The organism is Actinocrispum sp. NPDC049592 (assembly GCF_040675465.1).
Classification (GTDB): Bacteria; Actinomycetota; Actinomycetes; order Mycobacteriales; family Pseudonocardiaceae; genus Kibdelosporangium.
The window spans coordinates 72486-91676 of sequence record NZ_JBFAPA010000027.1; the positions used below are offsets into that span (position 1 = coordinate 72486).

Below are 19191 nucleotides of genomic sequence, written 5' to 3' on the forward strand. Positions count from 1 at the left end.
TTGTGAAGTTAAGGAAGTGTCAAAACGGGGACTTGAGACCGACGAAGTCCGCCATCTGCCCGACAGCGTGGGCGAAGAACTCGTCAGCCGGGTCCACCGAGCCGACGAACTGACCGAACAGCTCGAAGCTGAGCATGCCGAACAGCTGGGACCAGACGATCCCGCCACGGTTGAGCACCTCGACCGGCAGTTCGGGCGCGACCTCCCGCCCCACGTCCGCCCACTGCTGGGCCAGGCCCGGCGTCAACGGCGGACTCGGTTCGCCATACTCGACCCGCATCCCCTGCCAGGCCTTGCTCAGCAGCCCGATCAGCAGGAGCGGCACGCGAGCCGCGGCCGCGACAGTCTCCCGCGGGGCCTTGTAGCCGGGGATCGGCGAGCCGTAGATCAGCGCGTACTCGTGCGGGTTCTGCTTGGCCCAGGCACGCACGGCGTGACACGCGGCGATCCACGCCTCTCGCGGCGCCCCCTGCGCGGCGTCCTCCGCGGCCTGCCCCATGGCGTTGTACGCGTCGATGATCAAGGCCGTGAGCAGGTCGTCGCGGCTCGGGAAGTAGCGGAACAGCGACGAGGACACCATCTCCAGCGCGCGCGAGATGGACCGCAGGGACAGCTTCTGCGGCCCGTCCACCGCCAGCTGCCGCCGGGCCTCGTCCTTGATCGCCTGCGTCAGTTCCATCCTCGCCAGTTCGCGAGCCGTCCGTGTGGCACCCATGGCCTCAGTCTGACAGTGCCGAGAGCACCAGTCAATTTCGAGAGCACTGCTCTTGACAACAACCGGCGCTCTCATGTCTACTGGTCACAACAGAGAGCACCGCTCTTGAAACAGATCAGGAGTCCCAGTCATGAACGACACCCGCAACATCCAGCCCACCGGCGCCGACAAGATCTTCAACAACGCCGTCCGCTGGCTGGCCAAGGTCGGCGTGAGCCTGTACGGCACCCGCCTGCTGGCCGTGAAGGGCCGCAAGAGCGGGCAGTGGCGCACCACCGCGGTCAACCCGCTGACCATCGACGGTGAGACCTACCTGGTGGCGCCGCGCGGCCACACCCAGTGGGTGCGCAACATGCGGGTGGTCGGCGGCGGCGAGCTGCGGCTGGGCCGCAAGCGCCAGACGTTCACCGTCACCGAGCTGGCCGACCAGGACAAGCCCGACATCCTGCGGCTGTACCTGAAGAAGTGGGCCTGGGAGGTCGGCAAGTTCTTCGGCGAGGGCATCAGCCACGAGTCCAGCGAGGAGACCCTGCTGGGCATCGCCCCCGGCTTCCCGGTGTTCCGCCTGCACCTCCAGTCGGACAAGTGACGCCGGTCACCTACGGCGACTAGTCGCCGTCACTGTTACACGTTCATGACATTGCCAAGACGTGACGCGGACGTGCGCCGCTGATCATCGCGGGCATGCTCTCCCTGCACACCGACTCACCGCCACTGGCCCGCGCGGACGTCCTGGCAGCGGCCCGCGGCCTGGCCGGGACCCTCGTGCGGACCCCGGTGCTGCACTCGGCCGGCATCGACCGGCTGGCCGGCCGCGAGGTCTGGCTGAAGGCCGAGAACCTGCAGCGCGCGGGCTCGTACAAGCTGCGCGGCGCGCTGCGAGCGGTCGGCCGGGTGGCCGGGGAGCGATCGTTTCCCGGGGTGGTCGCGCAAAGCACCGGGAACCACGGCATCGCGGTCGCCGTCGCCGCGAACCAGTTCGGACTGCCGGCCACGGTCGTGCTGCCGGAGGACGCGCCCGCCACCAAGCTCGCCGCCATCCGCCAGGCCGGTGCCGAGGTCGTGCTGGCCGGGACAACGCTGGCCGACCGGGTCGGCCGGGTCGCGGAGATCCGGGCCCGGACCGGGTACGCCGTGGTCGACGCCTACGACAACCCGGATGTCATCAGCGGCCAGGGCACGGCGACCCTGGAGCTGATCGAAGAGGTTCCGCGGCTGCGATCGGTGGTCATCCCGGTCGGGGGCGGCGGCGGGATCGCCGGGGCCTGTCTGGCCACTATGGACACCGGCATTCAGGTCTATGGGGTCGAACCGGTGGGCTGCGACTCACTGACGCGGAGCCTGGCCCGAGGCGAGCGCACACCGGTGGCGCCCTGCACGACCCTGGCGGACGGGCTGAAGCCGTCGACCGTCGGCGAGCTGCCGTTCGCCATCGGCCGCCGGCACATCACCGAGATGATCACCGTCGACGACGACGAGATCGCCGGTGCGCTGCGGTCCGCCTTGTTCCACGCCAAAGTCCTGCTCGAACCGTCGGCCGCGGCCGGCCTTGCCGGGGTGTTGAAGCACGCCGTGCCCGGACCGGTCGGCGTGGTGCTGACCGGTGGCAACGTCGATCCGGCGGTGCTCGCCGGGATCATGAACGGAGACAAGTGAATCCCCGCACCCGAGTGGGCCTGCTGTTCGGCGGGCCGTCCGCGGAGCACGAGGTGTCCTGCGCGTCGGCGCTGGCCGTCGCCCGAGCGCTGTCCGCTGAGAAGTACGACCTGACCGTCGTAGGCGTCACGAAGGACGGCGGCTTCCGGCACGTTCCGCAGGACCTGCTGGACAAGCTTCGCGACCAGCCGCCCGGCGCCCGGGCCATCGACGACCACCTGGAGGTCGCCGGTCCCGAGGTCGGCGTCGAGTTCCTGCGCCAGTTCGACGTCGTGTTCCCGGTGCTGCACGGCCCGTTCGGTGAAGACGGTGTGCTGCAAGGCCTGCTGGAGTGGCTGGGCGTGCCGTACGTGGGCTGCGGTGTGGCGGCGTCGGCGACCGGGATGGACAAGGTCGCGATGAAGCGGGCGTTCCGCGCCGAGGGCATCCCGGTGACCAACTACGTCGTCACCAACAAGGACCAGACCGCGCAGCAGCGCAAGGAGCTCGTCGCCGGGCTGAAGCTGCCGCTGTTCGTCAAACCGGCCAACATGGGCTCCTCCATCGGCATCTCCAGGGTGACCGACATGGACGACCTGGAAACCGCGGTGCAGCAAGCGTTCTCGTACGACCCGGTGGTGCTGGTCGAGCAGGGCGTCACCGCCCGCGAGCTGGAAACCGGTGTGCTGGGCGGGTTCTCCCCCGCGGCCTCGGTCACCGGTGAGGTCACGGTGGCCGGTGGCTGGTTCGACTACCAGCAGAAGTACTACGGCGACGCCGACCCGATGATCGTGCCCGCGCAGCTCCCGGACGGCCTGGACGAGCAGCTGCGTGAGCTGTCCATCCGCGCATTCCAGGCAGTTGGTTGCTGGGGTCTGGCCCGCATCGACTTCCTCTACGACGAGGCCAACAACCAGCCGTACGTCAACGAGCTGAACACGCTGCCGGGGTTCACCGCGCACTCGATGTACCCGAAGGTGTGGGCGGCCAGCGGAATCGGCTACGCCGAGTTGCTGGACAAGCTGATCGCATTGGCGTTCGAGCGGCAGGCCTTGCGCAAGGGGGCCGCGTGATCCTGCTGTCCGACCCGAAGATCCGGCGGCTCGAGTCCGCCGACTGCGGCGCGCCCATGGTGGACCTGCGTCACCAGCCGGACCTGTTGCTGGACAAGCGAATGGCCGACGAGGACGGTGCGTTCGCCCGGATCCGCAAGCCGGTGGCCGAGCGGCTGCTGGCCGCGCAGGACGCGTTGCCCGACGGGCTGCGGCTGCTGATCGTCGAGGCGTACCGGCCGTTGCACCTGCAGCAGGAGATCTTCGACGGGTACTGCGGCAGGCTGCGGCGGACCTACCCGGACTGGGCCGACGAGCGGGTGCACGTCGAGGCCAGCAAGTTCGTCTCGCCGCCCGAGGTCGCCCCGCACTGCACCGGCGGCACGGTCGACCTCACCCTGTGCACTGTGGACGGTGAAGAACTGGACATGGGCACCGCGATGAACGCCACCCCGGAGGACTGCGCGAGCGCGTGCTTCACCGCCGCCACCACCATCTCGCCGGACGCCCGCGCCAACCGGGAGCTGCTGGTGAAGGTGATGACCGGCGCCGGGATGGTGAACTACCCGACCGAGTGGTGGCACTACTCGTACGGTGACCGGTACTGGGCCCTGCACCACGGCCTGGCCGCCACCGAGTTCGGCCCGGTCGACCTGGAGACAGCGCTTCAGCATGGTTGAGGTCCACGCCAGGCCGGCGGACCGGCTGTACGAGATCGACGCGCTGCGGATCTTCGCGGCCCTCGCCGTGGTCGTGTACCACTACACGTTCTCCGGGTTCGCGGGCGGTCACACGCCGGTGTCGTTCCCGGCGCTGAGCGAGGTGACCCGGTTCGGCTACCTCGGCGTCGACCTGTTCTTCACCATCAGCGGGTTCGTGGTGCTGATGAGCGCGTGGGACCGGCGGCCGGGCGCGTTCGTGGTCTCCCGGATCACCCGGCTCTACCCCGCGTACTGGGTCGCGGTGACGCTGACCGCGATCGTGTCGATCCTGTTCAGCAACGGCCACTTCCGGGTCACGGTCGGGCAGTACCTGGCCAACCTGACCATGTTCAACTCGCTGGCCAACCTGCAGAACGTCGACGTCGTGTACTGGACGCTGTGGGCGGAGCTGCGGTTCTACGCGCTGATCTTCGTGCTGTGCGTCCTCGGTATCACCCGCCGCAAGGTGCTCGCGGTGCTGTGGGGCTGGCTCGCGCTGACCGTGCTGATGGAGCTGGGCGTGCTCCCGGCGGCGGCGGATCTCGTTGTGCAGAGCCAGTTCTCGCACTACTTCATCACCGGCATGGCGTTGTTCGTCGGCTACCGCTCGGGGTTCAGCTGGCAGGTGGTGGCGATCATCGCGATCTGCTGGGACAACGCGATCATCCGCGGCATCCAGTTCAGCGAGGACGTCGGCACCCGCTACCAGACCGAGATCAACCCGTTCGTGGTCAGCGCGATCATCAGCTGCGTCTTCCTGGTGATGCTGCTGATCGCGACCCGGGTGACCCGGCCGCTGGGCCGGCCCGGGTTCGTGCACGCCGGGGCGCTGACCTATCCGCTGTACCTGGTGCACGCGCATATCGGGTTCGTGATCATCGCCAGGATCGGTGACGCGATCAATCCGTACGTCTTGGCCGTGGGCACGATTCTGCTCATGCTCGGCCTCGCCTACGCGATTCACACCCTGGTCGAAAAGAAATTCGCGCCCGTGCTCAAACGGGCATTGCAGCGAATACCCTGGCTCGCCCCCAAGCCGCGAAAAGCGCAGCCCGCGACTTAGTTTCAGACAGGGCCGAAACGGTAACCGAAACCACGCACGGTCTGGACCAGGACCGGCCGGGCGAGGTCGTCCTCGATCTTGGCCCGCAGCCGCTGCACGCTGGCGTCGATCAACCGGGAGTCACCGAGGTAACCGCGTTCCCACACCGCTTCCAGCAGGTACTGGCGGGACAGCACCCGGCCGGGTGACGCGGACAGTTCGAGCAGTAGCCGCAGCTCGGTCGGGGCCAGGGTGACCGGGACGCCCCGCTTGCTCACCACGAGCCCGGCCCGGTCGATGGTCAGCTCGCCGTACTGTTCCAGGTTCTCCGGCCGCTGGCGGACACCGCCCCGCCTCAGCACGGCCTTGATCCGCGCGTCCAGCACCCGGGCGCGGACGGGCTTGACCACGAAGTCGTCGGCGCCCGCCTCCAGGCCCGCGACCACGTCCATGTCGTCCTCGCGGGCGGAGACCATGATGATCGGCACGCTGCTGGCGGCCCGGATCCGCCGGGTGACCTCGAACCCGTCGATGCCCGGCAGCCGCAGGTCGAGCAGGACGATGTCGGTCCGGTCCAGCTCGCACAGCCCCAGTTCGCCCGACTCGACCGCGTGCACGGTGTGCCCGTTCCGGCGCAACGCGAGTGACAGAGAGTTACGTATCGTCTCGTCGTCGTCGATGAGCAGGACGCGGGGCATGCCGCCATTTTTCGGATTTCCCCGCGCGATTCCCATGCCATTCGGGTGGCGGGTTCTGGCCATCAGGCGTGCGGACCGACGGTGACCGTGCCGATCGTCAAGGTGGCCTTTCCGTCCTGGATTTCGCCGGCGCGGTCCACTTGGCCTTCGAGGTCCTTGTGTTGCCGCGCGGTGAGTTTCCCGAACGGTTCCACGGTCACGTCGATCTTGCGTCCGCTACGGCGTTGGTGCCACACGCCCTTGATGACGCCGTCCACCAGCAGCACCGGGTAGTTCCCGGCCTGGCCCCGGTTGAGCACCCGCTCGAACGCCCGGCCGGGGAACACCAGCTCACGTGGGAAGCAGCCGACCGTGTAGGCGTCGAAGTACGGCAGCAGCCGGACGCCTTGGACGTTCTCGCCGCTTCCCAGCGTATCGCCAGCCGCGAGCCAGGCCGGAGTGCCGGCCACGTCGACCTGCCGCAGGTCGAGCGAGGCGAACAGCTTGGCCGCCCAGGCCGGTGACGCGGACAGCCAGCGGGCGAACTGGGCGGGCGTGGCCGGGCCGTAGGCGTGCAGGTAGCGGTTGACCAGCTCGGCGAGGGCCTGATCCGGGTCCACCGGCTGCAACCCGGGCAGCCAGCGGTGCGGGTTGGTGTACGTGACCTTGCGGCCTTTGTTGAGACCGAAGCAAAGCACGCCGCTGTTGGCCGCTTCGGTGGTGGCTTGGCGCCAACGCGGCCAGAAGGTCTGGAACGCGGGCATCACCTTCTCGCCGGCCCACGGCCCGGCCAGGTCCACCAGTGCCTCGGTGAGCTCGTCGACGGTCAGCTCGGCGTCCTTGAGGGCGATGCCGATCGCGTCGATCACCTGCCGGGTCTGGTCCGGCGTCATCCGGACACCTTCGGCGAAACCCGAGGCCTGACCGGGGATCGCGGACAGTGCGGCCGTCCACAGTGGAAGGTCGGCGGTCGGCAGGAAGTGGACCGTGCCGCGCGGCCCGAACGTCTTCACCAGTGTCCGGTCGTGCCACAGGGCGTGCTGCACATCGCCGCGACTGGCGTTGGTCCGGATCCCGACCGAGAGTTCCCCGGCCGCCATGATCTGCGCGTGCGCCCCGCACATCGCGCGCACGACCTCCGTTAGGTCGGTGTGCGGCCGCAGCAGGTGGTGCCGGGCCAGGCGTTGCGCGCAGATCTGGGTCCAGTCGAGGCTCACGGGCTCACGCTAGCGGCCATTGCGGTCAGCTCCCGTCCGCATTCACCCACGGGGTGAGTACATGATCACGCCGACCCCGGCCAGGCAGATCAGGGCGCCGATCACGTCGTACCGGTCCGGCCGGAACCCGTCGGCGACCATCCCCCACGCCAGCGACCCCGCCACGAACACCCCGCCGTACGCCGCCAGGATCCGGCCGAAGTTGGCGTCCGGCTGCAGGGTCGCCACGAATCCGTACAGTCCCAACGCGATCACGCCCGCGCCGACGAAGATCCAGCCCCGGTCGGCCCGAACACCCTGCCAGACCAGCCACGCCCCGCCGATCTCCAGGACGGCGGCCAGCACGAACAACAGAATCGACCGGAGCACGCGGGTCACGGTACTGGCAGTGGTGACCGCCAGCCGCCGGGAACTCGCGGCTGGCGGCACTCGATCACCTGCGTCGGTTGCGCAGGTAGTCGCTGACCACGGCGGCACCGAGGCCGTCGAGGTCGGGGTTGACCACCCGGCCGCCGCTGCGCCGGGCCACGATGTCCACGAACGCTTCCAGCTTGGGGTCGTCGCCCAGCATGAACACCGACACGGACGCGCCCAGCCGGGCGAGCTTGTCCACCTCGGCCAGCGTGAGCCGGAGCGTGCGGGGCAGTGGCGGGTAGTTGAACTCCGCCTCGCCGTCCGGTTCGAGGTGCGCGGTCGGTTCGCCGTCGGTGACGACGATGACCACCGGCTGGGCGTCCGGGTGCCTGCGCACGTGCCGCCCGGCCAGCAGCAGGGCGTGGTGCAGGTTCGTGCCCTGCTCCCAGACCCCTTCCAGCGCGGTCAGCTCCGCGATGTCCACTGTGGACGCGTGGCGGCCGAACGTGATCAGCTCCAGCGCGTCGTTGCGGAACCTGGTGCGCACCAGGTGGTGCAACGCCAGCGCGGTGCGTTTCATCGGCAGCCAGCGGCCGTCCTGGACCATCGACCACGAGGTGTCCACGCACAACGCCACGGCCGCGCGCGCACGCTGTTCCGTCTCAACGATCTCCACGTCTTCGACGTCCAGCGTGACCGCGCCGCCGGTGGTGGAGGCGGTGCGGAGAACGGCGTTGCGGACCGTCCGGGACACATCCCACGGCTCGGTGTCGCCGAACTGCCATGGCCGGGAGCTGCCCGTGGGCTCGCCCGCGGCACCGGCCTTGGCCGTGTCCCGTTCACCCCGGCGGGCCGACAGGGAGTTGACCACGTCCTTCAACGCGGTCTGCCCCAGCCGGCGCATCGCCTTGGGGGACAACTGAAGCGAGCCGTCCGGGGCCCGTTCCAGCAGACCCTGGTTGCGCAGCTCGCGTTCCAGCTCCTGCAGACGGCGAGCGTCCACTCCTGTCTCCGGGCCGAGCTGGCGTTCCAGCGCCTCCAGGTCGATGTCCTCCAGGCGGGCACCCGGGTAGGACTGGCTGAGCTGTTCGGCCAGCGCGTCCATCTCGGCCAGGTCCTGCATGGCCTGCGCGCCCTCGCCCATGCCCATCGGGTTGTTGCCGCGGAACCGGCCCGAGGAGGTCCAGTCCTCGCCCGGCCGCAGCGACTGCAGCTGCGCGTCCAGCCGGGCGACCTCGCCGGCCAGCCGCGGATCGCCGAACGCCTGCTGGATGAGTTCGCTCAGTTCGGCGCGTTGCTCCGCCGACATCGAGTTCATCATCCGCTGGGCCGCGGCGGCCCGGGCGGCCAGCGCGTCGATCAGCTCCTCGACATTGCGCGGGTTCTCCGGGAAGAACTCGCCGTGCTTGCGCATGAACTGCTCGAACTGCTGCTGGGTGTCCCGCCCTTGGGCATGCGCCGCCAGCAGATCGTTGAGATCCGACATCATCTCGCGGATCCGCTCGACGTCCTGCGGGGTCGCGTTCCGCAGGGCCTCCTTCATGCCCTTGAACCGCGACTCCATCAGCTCCTGGCCGAGCAGGTCCTGGATCTTCTGGTAGTTCTCCCGGCCGGTCTGCGACTGCCAGTCGTAGTCGGCCAAGTCCCGCACCTGCGCGGCGGTCCCGGCCGGGAGGTTGTCCAGCTGCGCCTCCCGGAACCGGGCGTCGTCCGACGGGTCCGGGAACAGGTGCCGCTTCTCGGCCTCCAGCGCCTCCTGCAGCAGCCGCTGCACCTCCTGCAGGGTGCCGTCGAGCCGGTGGCGGCGTTGCAGGCGGGACCGCTGCTGCCAGAGCCGCCGGGTCATCTCGTCCAGGCCACGTGTGCCGCGGACACCCTGGCGGAGCAACTCCTCCAGCGCGGTCCGCGGCGACGAGCCCTCCATCACGTCCCGGCCGATCTGGTCGAGCGCCGCCCGGATGTCCACCGGCGGCGCCAGCGGGTCAGGGCCGTCGTGCCAGGGGCGGTACGCGAAAGTGCTCACGGCCCGTACACCGCCGTGCCGTCCTCGGCGTCCTTGGCCAGCCTGCGCGACAGGTACAACGCCTCCAGCGCCAGCTCGACCGCCGACGCGATCCGGCCCGGCGGGTCGGTCGGGCTCACGCCGACGCGCTCGGCGACCTCGTGCAGCACCGGCAGCTCCGGCAGCGCACCCAGGACCTCCGAGGCCGGGACGCGCTCGCCGGTGGTGACGATCCGGCCCTCGTTGATGGCGTCCTGCAGCGGTTTGAGGTCCAGCCCGGCGAACGCGCCGCGGGCCGTCTCGGCGACCGACACCCGCAGCAGGTGCACGAGGTGCTCGATCTCGCGGCCCTCCTCGCCCGCCTCGAACTCCAGCTTCCCTTGCAGGACAGCGGGAATGGCGTCGAGGTCGATCGGCCGCGCGACCGCGGGCTCCTCGCCGGTGATGGCCGCCCGGCGCAACGCCGCCGCAGCGAGGGTCTCCGCCGCCGCGACCGCGAACCGCGCGGACACACCCGAACGCTGGTCGATCGCGCTGGACTCGCGCAGGTTGCGAACGAACCGGGCGACGACCTCGATCAGCGCGTCGCCGACCTCGGCGACCAGGTCGGCCTCCTGGCGGACCAGGTCCATCTCGTCGGCCACCTCGAGCGGGTAGTGCGTGCGCACCTCCGCGCCGAACCGGTCCTTCAGCGGCGTGATGATCCGGCCCCGGTTGGTGTAGTCCTCCGGGTTCGCGGTGGCCACCAGCAGCACGTCCAGCGGCAGCCGCATGGTGTAGCCGCGGATCTGGATGTCCCGCTCCTCCATCACGTTCAGCAGGCCGACCTGGATCCGCTCGGCCAGGTCCGGCAGCTCGTTCACCGCGATGACACCCCGGTGCGCGCGCGGGACCAGTCCGAAGTGGACGGTCTCGGGGTCGCCCAGGCTGCGTCCCTGCGCCACCTTCACCGGGTCCACGTCGCCGATCAGGTCACCGATCGAGGTGTCCGGCGTGGCCAGCTTCTCGGCGTACCGCTCGTCCCGGTGCACCCACCGCACCGGCAGGTCGTCGCCCAGCTCGGCCGCCCGCCGCCGCGACTCGGCGGTGATCGGCTCGAACGGGTGCTCGTTCAGCTCGGACCCCTCGATCGCCGGGGTCCACTCGTCCAGCAGGCCCACGAGGGTCCGCAGCAGCCTGGTCTTGCCCTGTCCCCGCTCCCCCAGGAGCACGATGTCGTGCCCGGCCAGCAGCGCCCTTTCCAGCTGCGGCAGGACAGTCCGGTCAAACCCGACAATTCCCGGCCAGGGGTTCCGGCCCGACCGCAACGCGGCCAGCAGGTTCTCCCTGATCTCGGCCTTGACGCCCCGCACCCGGTGGCCGGCCGCCCGAAGCTCGCCGACCGTGCGCGGCTGATTCCCACGATTCACGTGTTCGAAGTTACGTCGGATCTTGGTGGGTGCCAACGTGGAGCAGCTCCGGACACCACCCCATGAGAACCGACGAATCGCCACACCGGGGTATTCCCGGTTCGTGTCAGCTCAGAGCGTAATCCGCAGGTTGGCGTGGTTGTGCCGGAGCCGGTATCCAGCCGCCCGGCACGCGATCATTGACGGCGTGGGATTCGCAGACGAGATCCGGGCCGCGTTCCGGCGCGGGGACAGCGCTGAGGTGTCGCGGATGGCGATGGCCGAGGTCGAGCGGGCGCGGGCCGCCGGCGACCCGGCCGGGGAGGTCGAGGCGCTCTACGCGATGAGCCGGGTGGCCATCCGCGGCGGCGAGCTGACCCGTGCCGGGGACCTGGCCCAGGAGGCCCTCGCGGTCGCGCGCGGAACCGGCGACCGACGGCTGGAGGAACGCCCCCGCCACGTCCTCGCCGCGGTCACCCGGATGTCCGGGGACTTCGTGCGGGCGCGGGAGCTGTACCTGGCGAGCATCGCGCTCAACGAGGAACTCGGCCAGCCCGGGATGGTCAACTCCGAGTACCACAACCTCGCGTTCACCGAGCTGCACCTCGGCAATCTCACCGCCGCACGGGAGTTGTTCCGCGAAGGGCGGGAACGGGTGTTCCGGGAGGGCTACGACTCGTTCGTGCCGTATGTCTGTGTCGCCGGCACAGCCCTCGCCACCGCCGAGGGCGATCATGCCCGCGCCGCGCTGATGGTCGGCGTCAGCGAGAGCGCTTTCGCCGCCCTGGGGCAGGTTCCCGACCCTGACGACGCCATCGAACTGCAGAACGCCCGCGAGGCGGCCATCCAGGCGCTCGGCGCGGACCGGTTCGAGCGCGAACGGGCCGCCGGCGCTGCTTTGAAACCCGTGGAGGCGTTCAGCGCACGCGGTGGTGGCGGCGGAGGGTGGTGAGGAGGGTTTGCCACTGCCCGGTGCCGATCATGTAGCGCGCGTTGTGGCGGGTGGGTGTGGCGTGTTTGGGGGGTTTGGCGGTCCAGGCGCCGATCAGCAACGGTTTGTGCCCGGCGATCCGCAGGTCGAGGACCGCCATGGTCGACCGGCCGTACCGGCTGGCGATCGACTTCGTGTGGATGGTCGCCGACACCGCGGTCCAGTCCGCTCGCGCGAGTTCGCCCGGCCGCCACGAAGGGCCGGTCAGCACGACTCCCTCCGGACGTAGGTGCAGGAGGACCACGTCTGAGGGCGCGCCGCGGGCCGAGAGGGCGGTCCACAGGATGCCGAGGAGGACCACCACGACGGTCACCGAGGCGAGGATGAACCGGCCTCGCGGCGTGACGTCGATCTGGTCACCCAGCCCGGAAAGCCCGAGGAACACGCCGAACCCGCTCAGCACGGCGATGGTGATCAACCAGGGCGCCATCATCCGCAGCAGGCCACGCGGCCGTTGGGTGTTGCCGATCAGGTCGACGACCGGTTCGGCGGCGAGGACGGGATCGGGATGCTGGTTCAGGTGCGCCAGCAGGCGGTCGAAGTCGGCGCGGTCCAGCCAGAAGTCGCACTTGGTGCTGCTGGGCACGTCCAGGCGGTAACCGAGGCCGTCGTGGTCCAGTCCACCGATCTTCACCGTCCGGTGGCCATAGGGGATGAACGCGATCATGCCCTTCATGGTGTGCAGCGGCGCGACCTCGACCCACCGGCCGAACGTGACCCCGCCGCCGACCACGACCGGCCCGCCCAGCCACGAGAGCCCCAGTTCTCCGCCCGGCCCCAGCGTCGCCACACCGGACCGCGTGATGTTCGCGATCACCACCGTGACCCAGAAGAAGACCGGGGTACCCCAAAGGATTCCGGTGAGCACGCCGCCCGGCACCCTCGGCCCGTCCGGGTCCGGCCCGCCGGGCCACTGGTGGAACCTCAGCCCGATCACCACCACCGCGACCCCGGCCAGCACCAGCCCCAGCACCCCGAGCCGCACCACCCGCCGGCCCGGGCGCCTGCCCCGCACCTGAAGCATGGACGTGAACGCTATACATGCGCGGATGGACCGGTCTGACCACCCGCGCGATCGGGGGTCGGTACGCTTGCGGCCGTGCCATTTCCTAGTGCCACGTTGGCTGTGTGGGGATCCGCTTGGTTGCACGGGGTCGCCGCGCCCGATGACGCCCTCGACGCGCTGCAGGTGTGGGCCGAGATCCACGAGGTGGTCGCCGACGACGATGGCACCGCGACGGCGCTCGACCTGCCCGCCAAGGACGAACGGGCGACACAGCTCGCCGGGTTGTTCGCCGCGCTGCGCAAGGCCGGGGCCACGACTGCGCGGCTGGTGATCCCGGTGCCCGGGGATGTCCGCGGGCTGGGTGGGTCCATGCCGTTGGCGCAGGCGGGGATGCACGCCGGTCAGGTCATCGTGCTGCCCGAGGCGAACGTGGGGATCGTGCCGGACACCATCGCCGAGGACGTGATCCGGTGGACCGTGTTCGACCTGCCCACCGGCGGGCCCGCCGAGTTCACCCCGCTGGGCGAGGCCGACCACGGCCTGTCCGCCGCCATGCGGGAGGCCGCCGGCACACTGGCCTCGCTGGACCTGGCCAGCAGCCGTCCCGGGGTCCGGCAGGAGATCAAGGAGCGGGCGGCCGTGACCGCCCGCGCCCGGTGGCCGATCGGCATGCCGCAGAAGGCGTTGCGGGTGCTGCAACGGGCCAGTGAGGTCGCCGCCATCCTCGAGGTGGCGGCGGAGGACGACCCCGGCGGTGCGTTGTCGTCCTCCGCGGCGCTACGACGCGCCGAAGCTCTCCGCCCGCTCGCCGACGCTGTCCGCGTCGCCCGGTGCGCTGCCGTTGACGACGCCGTCCGCGCCCTGTCCGATCACGCCGGACGGCACTGAGCTCAGCAGTCCGGCGGAGGCCCGCAGCCGCTTCTTCGCGGCCAGCTCGGCGCCGATCGCGTCCAGGCCCATCAGCGCGGCGCCCACGACCGGGGGCAGGTCCACGACGCGGACGTCGGCCCGCGGGGCGACGGCGCAGATCCGCCGGGTGATCTCGGCCAGCAGCGCGCCGCTCTGGCCGGTCAGCACGCCGCCGCCGAGGATGATCGCAGGGGCCTCGCCGGTCATCTCCAGCTTGCGTAACGTCACCGTGGCCATCGTGACCACCTCGGTGACGAGGGTCTCGACGATCTGCCCGGCGACCTGGTCGCCGCCCTGGGCGACGGTGAACAGCAACGGCGACAGCTCGTGCAGCACCGACCGGTGCAGGCCCTCGAAGTGCAGCCGCTCCACCACGTCGAAGATGTCCCGCACGTCGAAGTGCTCGATCACCGCGGGCAGCAGCTCCGTGTGCGGGCCGCGCCCGTCGGCGGCGCGCACCGCCGACCAGAGCGCCTCCTCGCCGAGGTGCAGCCCACCGCCCCAGTCACCGGAGATCCGGCCCAGAGCGGGAAAACGGTGCACCTTGCCGTTCGCGGACACACCGACGCAGTTGATGCCGGCCCCGCACACCACGGCGACGCCCACGCCGTCGGCTGTACCGGCCCGCAGCAACGCGAACGTGTCGTTGCCGACCACAATGGACGGTGACCAGCCGCGCTCGGCCAGCGCCCGCTCGAGGACCTCCTCCTCCTTGGGCAGGTCCGCGCCCGCGAGGTAGGCGGCCGTGTGCGCGCCGAACGGCGGGCTCATCGGCGTGCCCGCCTGGGCCGCGGCCTCGATCACCAGCTGCTCGAACGTGTCCAGGCTCTTGCGCACGCCCACCGTCTGCGGCGAGGCGCCGATACCGCGGGCACGGCCGAGCACCCCGCCCGAACCGTCCACAAGCAACACATCGGTCTTGCTGTTGCCGCCGTCAATCGCGATGACAACGATGTCGGAGCCGCTCATACCGCGGCCCACGGCAGATCGGCGCGGTTGGCGGCCACGAGGTCGTCAGCCAGCCGGTCCGCGATGGCGTACTGCCCGACCAGCGGGTGGGCGAGCAACGCGTCGGCGACCCGGTCGCGGCCGCCCTTGCGGGCCGCTTCCAGCGCCAGGAACTCGTACGCCGTCACATGCGAGATCAGGCCGGAGAACCGGGGCTCGACCGGCTTGACCGGCAGCGGGGCGGCCCCCTTGCCGTCCACAGTGGCCGGAACCTCGATCACCGCGTCGTCCGGCAGGAACGGCATGGCGCCGTTGTTGCGGACGTTGACCACGTGCTCCTCCGCGGGGCCGCCCGCGGTCAGCGCGTGCACGAGCTGCACGGCGGCTTCCGAGTAGTACGCGCCACCGCGTTTGGCCAGGCTCTCCGGCTTGGTCACCACGTCCGGATCGGCGTACTGGCTGAGCAACTCGTTCTCCACCTCGATCACGACGTCCGCTCGCGGCGGGCTTTCCAGCTGGTCGGCGAGCACATCGTCGTGCGCGTAGTAATACTTCAGGTAGTAGGACGGGATGGCGTTCATCCGGCGCATCCAGTCCAGCGGGGCGCTGATCTCGTCGGCCACCCGCCGGCCGAACTCGCCGAGCAGGTCGCCGATCCGCTCCACCGGACCGTCCGGAGTGGACACCTGGACGCCGCGTTCCCACGTGAGGTGGTTGAGTCCGATGTGGTCCAGCCGAACCGCGTTGGTGTCCACCCCGAACCACGCGGCGAACTTGCGCTGCAGCCCGATGGCCACGTTGCACAGTCCCACCGCCTTGTGGCCCTCCTCGAGCAGGGCTCGGGTGACGATGCCGACCGGGTTGGTGAAGTTCACGATCCAGGTGTCCTCGCCGGCCACCCGGCGCACGGTCCGGGCGATGTCCAGCACCACCGGAACCGTGCGCAGCGCCTTGGCCAGACCGCCCGCACCCGTTGTCTCCTGGCCGATACAGCCGCACGCGTGCGGGAAGGTCTCGTCGGAGCGCCGGGCCTTCTGGCCGCCCACCCGCAGCTGGAGCAGGACCGCCGAGGCGCCCTCGGCACCCTGCTCCAGGCTGGTCGTGGTGAGCACCTTCGCGGGGTGCCCGGCGTGGTCCAGCAGCCGCTGGCAGAACGAGCCGACGATTCTCAACCGGTGGGTGTCCGGGTCGACGAGGACGATCTCGTCGACATCCAGGCTGGCACGCCGGCCGGCGATGCCGTCGACCAGCTCCGGTGTGTACGTGGACCCGCCACCCACGACGGTCAGTCTCATGCTCAACCCTTCACTCCCGTGAACGTGACGCCCTTGACGAACGACTTCTGCGCGAAGACGAACAGCACGATGGCCGGGAGCATCGCGACGACGGTCGCGGCCATGGTGAGGTTCCACTCGACGTGGTGCATCCCGCGGAAGGAGGCGATCGCCAAGGACAACGTCCAGTTGTCCCTTGCCTGAGCGGTGTAGAGCAACGGCCCGAAGTAGTCGTTCCAGGTGTACAGGAAGCAGAACATCGCCGCGGCCGCGATGCCCGGCTTCGCCATCGGAACCACCACCCGGTAGAGCACCTGCAGCTCCGAGCAGCCGTCGATCCTGGCCGCGTCGAGATAGTCCTTCGGAATCGTCAGGAAGAACTGGCGCAGCAGGAAGATGCTGAACGCGTCGAACAGGAAGTACGGCGCGATCAGCGGAACCAGCGTGCCGGTCAGGCCCATCCGCACCCACATGTCGAACAGCGGCACGATGACCACCTGCGGGGGCAGCATCATCGCCGCGACCACCGCCATGAACGCCCAGGTCTGCCCGCGCCACTTGAGCTTCGCCAGCGCGTACGCGGCCGGGATGGCCGACAGCAGGATGCCCAGGGTCGCCAGCAGCGAGTAGGTCATGCTGTTGATCAGGTAGGTGAGCATGGGCGCCCGGTTGAACACCTCGACGAAGTTCTCGAAGTGCCATTCGTTCGGCCACCAGCTCGACGTCATCGCCTGGTCGCTCTTCATGAACGCGGTGAGCAGCACGAAGATCACCGGCAGGGTGAACGCGATGCCCATCGCGAGACCGAGCGCGTGCGTGGCCACCCAGTAGAGCGTCTTCTGCCAGGAAGCCTTGCGCCGCACCAGAACCGGCGAACCGCCGGTGCGTGGAGGGGTGAGGACTGCTGTCATGCCCCCTCCTCGACATGAGAAGCCCGGCGGAGTTGCCGGACGAGGATCGCGGTGAACGCGAACGACACGACGAACAGCAGCACGGCCATGGCCGCCGCGTACCCCATGTTGGAGTACCGGAAGCCCTGCACGTACAGCCACACCGGGTAGGTCAGTGTCGAGTTCTGCGGCGCGCCGATGAACTTGGTGTTGCCCGCCACGTCGGCGGTTCCAGCCGCGGCCGATCCGGCCACCACCGCCTGGGTGAAGAACTGCAACGCGAAGATCATCGAGTTGACGATGCCGAACATCAGCACCGGCGAGATGGACGGCAACGTGATGTGCCAGAACCGGCGGGCCGGCCCGGCGCCGTCCAGCGACGCCGACTCGTACTGCTCCTGCGGCACGTCCAGCAGTGCCGCCAGGATGATGATCATCAGCTCGCCGGAACCCCACAGCACCAGCAGGGTCAGCGACGGCTTGGACATGGCCGGGTCGTTGAACCACAGCCCGCCGTCGATGCCCAGCCAGCGCAGGAACCGGTTCACCGGGCCGAACTCCGGGTTGAGCACGAAGACGAACACCAGCGTCGCCGCGGCGGGCGGCGCCAGTGCGGGCAGGTAGCACAGGGTGCGGATCAGCCCCAGTCCCCGGCGCAGCCGGGAGATCACCGAAGCGGTGCCGAGCGCGAAGATCACGCGGCACACCGTCAGCACGATCACCAGCCACAACGTGTTGTAGGCGGCCGTGCCGATCAGCGGCTCGGAAGTGAACATCCGGACGTAGTTGTCGAACCCGATCCACTCGGGCGGGTTGATCAGGTCATAGCGGGTCAGCGAGAAGTAGACCGTGGCGATCAGCGGGTAGCCGAAGAAGATCAGGAACCCGAGGAGCGCCGGTGCCATGAACCCGAGCACAACCCACCGGCGGCGGGAACGGACCCGCCCGAGGCCCCTCGCGGGGGCCGCGGCCGAGTCCGTGTCCGGTCGATGCAAAGTCGCTGTCATCGCAGGATTTTCGTGCTACTTCTGCGCCAGCGCGTCGTTGATCTGGTCGTCGACCTTCTTCAAACCGGCCTCCAGGTCGGGGATCTTGCCCGCCACCCACTGCTCGGCGAAGTCGTTGACCGCCTTGAGGTGGGCGTCACCGATGGCGGTGGACGGCTTGGTGACCAGCTTGCCGCTGCCGTAGATGTCCAGGAACGTCTGGAACTGGGCCTCGTGCTTGAGGTTCGGCGACTTCAGCGAGTCGATCGTGCTGGGCAGGTTGTTGATGCCGTTGGAGAACGCCACCAGCGAGTCGGTGTCCAGGGTCAGGTGCTTGATCAGCTCCCAGGACGCGCCCGGGTTCTTCACGCCCTTGGGGATGGCGATGATCGTGCCGGTGACCAGGCCGCCGCCGTACATCTTGGAGTTGTTCGGCGACATCGGCGAGGGGGCGGTGCCGTAGTTGAGGCCCTTGGCGGTGTCGGCGATGAACGCGGTGCGGAACTCACCGTCCAGCGCCATGGCCAGCTTGCCCTTGTGGAACGCGTTGTCCGGGGAGTACTCGTCGCCAAGGCCCGCCTTGAACTTCTCCAGCTTGTCCGCGCCGTAGAAGTCGACGAGCTTCTTCTGGAACTCGAACATCTCCTTCCACTGTGGACTGCCGGCCAGGCCGGACTTGCCGTCCGGGCCGAGGTACTTCGCGCCGAACATCGGCGCCCACACCTCGGCCAGGTTGCCGTAGAACGGCATCGAGGCGGAGAAGCCCGCGACCTCGATCGAGCCGTCCGGCCCGAACTTGGTCAGCTTCTTGGCGTCCTCGAACAGCTCGTCCGTGGTCTTGGGCGGGGCGGAGATGCCTGCCGCCGCGAAGAGGTCCTTGTTGTAGTACAGGCCGAACGCGTCCGCCAGCAGCGGCATGGCGCAGCGCTTGCCCTCGAAGGTGGTGTACTCGCGGACCGCCTCCGGGATCTGGTTGACGTCGATCTTGTCCCGGTCGATGTACGGCTTGAGGTCCTGGAAGGCCCCGCTCTTGCACCAGTTGCCGAGGTTGTCGGTGTAGAACGAGATCGCCACGTCCGGCGGGTTGCCCGCCTGGATCGACTGGGTGAGCTTGTCGTCGTCCTGGTTGCCGGTGTGGTGGACCGTGATGTTCGGGTACTTCTTCTTGAAGGTGTCCAGCACCTTGTTGAGCTCACGCTCTTCACGGTCGGTGAACTTGCTGTAGACCTCGAGGGTCAGCGTGGCGTCCTTGGCCGGTGCGGCGCCGGCGCCGCTGTTGTCGCCGCTACCGCCACCGCCCCCGTTGCCCGCCGCACCCGAGCACGAGGCGACGAGTAACGCCACCGAACACAGCAGCACTCGCATGGAGGTCTTGCGCATGAGCCCTCCTGGGAACTCGTAAAT

The 19191-nt window shown here is 69.5% G+C and carries 19 protein-coding genes; 7 read left to right on the forward strand and 12 right to left on the reverse strand.

The genetic code is table 11. The annotated features are described in order from the left end of the window. Positions 1–19 precede the first annotated feature (19 nt). Positions 20–715, reverse strand: a complete 696-nt coding sequence (locus AB0J95_RS47345; protein ID WP_364772928.1) for a TetR/AcrR family transcriptional regulator — start codon at positions 713–715, stop codon at positions 20–22. A 130-nt stretch (positions 716–845) separates the two neighbouring features. Between AB0J95_RS47345 and AB0J95_RS47350 the strand changes: the two genes are divergently transcribed. From AB0J95_RS47350 to AB0J95_RS47370, 5 genes are all read left to right on the forward strand, one after another. Further along, entirely contained in the window at positions 846–1304 is a 459-nt protein-coding gene (locus tag AB0J95_RS47350; protein WP_364772930.1) for a nitroreductase/quinone reductase family protein, read from the forward strand. 95 nt (positions 1305–1399) lie between these two features. Beyond that, a complete protein-coding gene (locus AB0J95_RS47355) occupies positions 1400–2371 on the forward strand; it encodes a pyridoxal-phosphate dependent enzyme (protein WP_364772932.1) in 972 nt (323 codons plus the stop codon). Then, the gene (locus AB0J95_RS47360) at positions 2368–3423 is read left to right on the forward strand and encodes a D-alanine--D-alanine ligase family protein (protein WP_364772934.1); all 1056 of its coding nucleotides are present in this window, start codon (positions 2368–2370) and stop codon (positions 3421–3423) included. Before AB0J95_RS47355 ends, AB0J95_RS47360 begins: the two co-directional genes overlap by 4 nt. Further along, a complete protein-coding gene (locus AB0J95_RS47365) occupies positions 3420–4082 on the forward strand; it encodes a M15 family metallopeptidase (protein ID WP_364772935.1) in 663 nt (220 codons plus the stop codon). The genes AB0J95_RS47360 and AB0J95_RS47365 overlap by 4 nt, the downstream gene beginning before the upstream one ends. Beyond that, on the forward strand, positions 4075–5166 hold the full coding sequence (locus AB0J95_RS47370; RefSeq protein ID WP_364772937.1) for an acyltransferase: 1092 nt from the start codon (positions 4075–4077) through the stop codon (positions 5164–5166). The genes AB0J95_RS47365 and AB0J95_RS47370 overlap by 8 nt, the downstream gene beginning before the upstream one ends. A 2-nt stretch (positions 5167–5168) precedes the next feature. On the opposite strand, the gene AB0J95_RS47375 is transcribed toward AB0J95_RS47370, so the two are convergent. The 5 genes from AB0J95_RS47375 to AB0J95_RS47395 form a co-directional block, all read right to left on the reverse strand. Further along, entirely contained in the window at positions 5169–5843 is a 675-nt protein-coding gene (locus AB0J95_RS47375) for a response regulator transcription factor (protein WP_364772939.1), read from the reverse strand. Between the two features lie 62 nt (positions 5844–5905). Further along, positions 5906–7039, reverse strand: coding sequence for a winged helix DNA-binding domain-containing protein (locus tag AB0J95_RS47380; RefSeq protein ID WP_364772941.1), 1134 nt, complete (start codon positions 7037–7039; stop codon positions 5906–5908). A 42-nt stretch (positions 7040–7081) separates the two neighbouring features. Further along, entirely contained in the window at positions 7082–7408 is a 327-nt protein-coding gene (locus tag AB0J95_RS47385) for a YnfA family protein (protein WP_364772943.1), read from the reverse strand. A 64-nt stretch (positions 7409–7472) separates the two neighbouring features. Continuing rightward, positions 7473–9416 carry a VWA domain-containing protein gene (locus AB0J95_RS47390; RefSeq protein ID WP_364772944.1) on the reverse strand — a complete coding sequence of 648 codons (1944 nt, stop codon included), beginning with the start codon at positions 9414–9416 and terminating at the stop codon, positions 7473–7475. Then, on the reverse strand, positions 9413–10804 hold the full coding sequence (locus AB0J95_RS47395) for an ATP-binding protein (RefSeq protein ID WP_364772946.1): 1392 nt from the start codon (positions 10802–10804) through the stop codon (positions 9413–9415). The genes AB0J95_RS47390 and AB0J95_RS47395 overlap by 4 nt, the downstream gene beginning before the upstream one ends. A 187-nt stretch (positions 10805–10991) precedes the next feature. Here AB0J95_RS47395 and AB0J95_RS47400 point away from each other — a divergent pair, with 187 nt between their 5' ends. Then, entirely contained in the window at positions 10992–11735 is a 744-nt protein-coding gene (locus AB0J95_RS47400) for a hypothetical protein (protein WP_364772947.1), read from the forward strand. Here AB0J95_RS47400 and AB0J95_RS47405 read toward each other — a convergent pair. Then, the gene (locus AB0J95_RS47405) at positions 11701–12798 is read right to left on the reverse strand and encodes a hypothetical protein (protein WP_364772949.1); all 1098 of its coding nucleotides are present in this window, start codon (positions 12796–12798) and stop codon (positions 11701–11703) included. The two genes, AB0J95_RS47400 and AB0J95_RS47405, sit on opposite strands and share 35 nt — an antisense overlap. 75 nt (positions 12799–12873) lie before the next feature. Here AB0J95_RS47405 and AB0J95_RS47410 point away from each other — a divergent pair, with 75 nt between their 5' ends. Continuing rightward, positions 12874–13668 carry a hypothetical protein gene (locus tag AB0J95_RS47410; RefSeq protein ID WP_364772950.1) on the forward strand — a complete coding sequence of 265 codons (795 nt, stop codon included), beginning with the start codon at positions 12874–12876 and terminating at the stop codon, positions 13666–13668. Here the strand turns inward: AB0J95_RS47410 and AB0J95_RS47415 are convergent. From AB0J95_RS47415 to AB0J95_RS47435, 5 genes are all read right to left on the reverse strand, one after another. Next, on the reverse strand, positions 13558–14658 hold the full coding sequence (locus AB0J95_RS47415; RefSeq protein ID WP_364772951.1) for a BadF/BadG/BcrA/BcrD ATPase family protein: 1101 nt from the start codon (positions 14656–14658) through the stop codon (positions 13558–13560). The genes AB0J95_RS47410 and AB0J95_RS47415 overlap by 111 nt on opposite strands. Beyond that, positions 14655–15932 carry a 6-phospho-beta-glucosidase gene (locus AB0J95_RS47420; protein ID WP_364772953.1) on the reverse strand — a complete coding sequence of 426 codons (1278 nt, stop codon included), beginning with the start codon at positions 15930–15932 and terminating at the stop codon, positions 14655–14657. Before AB0J95_RS47420 ends, AB0J95_RS47415 begins: the two co-directional genes overlap by 4 nt. 2 nt (positions 15933–15934) lie before the next feature. Continuing rightward, entirely contained in the window at positions 15935–16822 is an 888-nt protein-coding gene (locus tag AB0J95_RS47425; protein WP_364772954.1) for a carbohydrate ABC transporter permease, read from the reverse strand. Next, positions 16819–17706 (reverse strand): sugar ABC transporter permease, encoded by an 888-nt coding sequence (locus AB0J95_RS47430; RefSeq protein WP_364772956.1) that lies wholly within the window; start codon positions 17704–17706, stop codon positions 16819–16821. The genes AB0J95_RS47425 and AB0J95_RS47430 overlap by 4 nt, the downstream gene beginning before the upstream one ends. A gap of 117 nt (positions 17707–17823) precedes the next feature. Next, positions 17824–19167: an ABC transporter substrate-binding protein gene (locus tag AB0J95_RS47435; protein WP_364772957.1), complete on the reverse strand. Its 1344-nt coding sequence runs from the start codon at positions 19165–19167 to the stop codon at positions 17824–17826. Between the last annotated feature and the right edge of the window lie 24 nt (positions 19168–19191).

Bases quoted from the DNA above. Each gene is read 5' to 3' on its own strand.
- AB0J95_RS47345 (WP_364772928.1), bottom strand. From the start codon at position 715: ATGGGTGCCACACGGACGGCTCGCGAACTGGCGAGGATGGAACTGACG.
- AB0J95_RS47350 (WP_364772930.1), top strand. From the start codon at position 846: ATGAACGACACCCGCAACATCCAGCCCACCGGCGCCGACAAGATCTTC.
- AB0J95_RS47355 (WP_364772932.1), top strand. From the start codon at position 1,400: ATGCTCTCCCTGCACACCGACTCACCGCCACTGGCCCGCGCGGACGTC.
- AB0J95_RS47370 (WP_364772937.1), top strand. From the start codon at position 4,075: ATGGTTGAGGTCCACGCCAGGCCGGCGGACCGGCTGTACGAGATCGAC.
- AB0J95_RS47375 (WP_364772939.1), bottom strand. From the start codon at position 5,843: ATGCCCCGCGTCCTGCTCATCGACGACGACGAGACGATACGTAACTCT.
- AB0J95_RS47405 (WP_364772949.1), bottom strand. From the start codon at position 12,798: ATGCTTCAGGTGCGGGGCAGGCGCCCGGGCCGGCGGGTGGTGCGGCTC.
- AB0J95_RS47415 (WP_364772951.1), bottom strand. From the start codon at position 14,658: ATGAGCGGCTCCGACATCGTTGTCATCGCGATTGACGGCGGCAACAGC.
- AB0J95_RS47420 (WP_364772953.1), bottom strand. From the start codon at position 15,932: ATGAGACTGACCGTCGTGGGTGGCGGGTCCACGTACACACCGGAGCTG.
- AB0J95_RS47425 (WP_364772954.1), bottom strand. From the start codon at position 16,822: ATGACAGCAGTCCTCACCCCTCCACGCACCGGCGGTTCGCCGGTTCTG.
- AB0J95_RS47430 (WP_364772956.1), bottom strand. From the start codon at position 17,706: ATGGCACCGGCGCTCCTCGGGTTCCTGATCTTCTTCGGCTACCCGCTG.
- AB0J95_RS47435 (WP_364772957.1), bottom strand. From the start codon at position 19,167: ATGCGCAAGACCTCCATGCGAGTGCTGCTGTGTTCGGTGGCGTTACTC.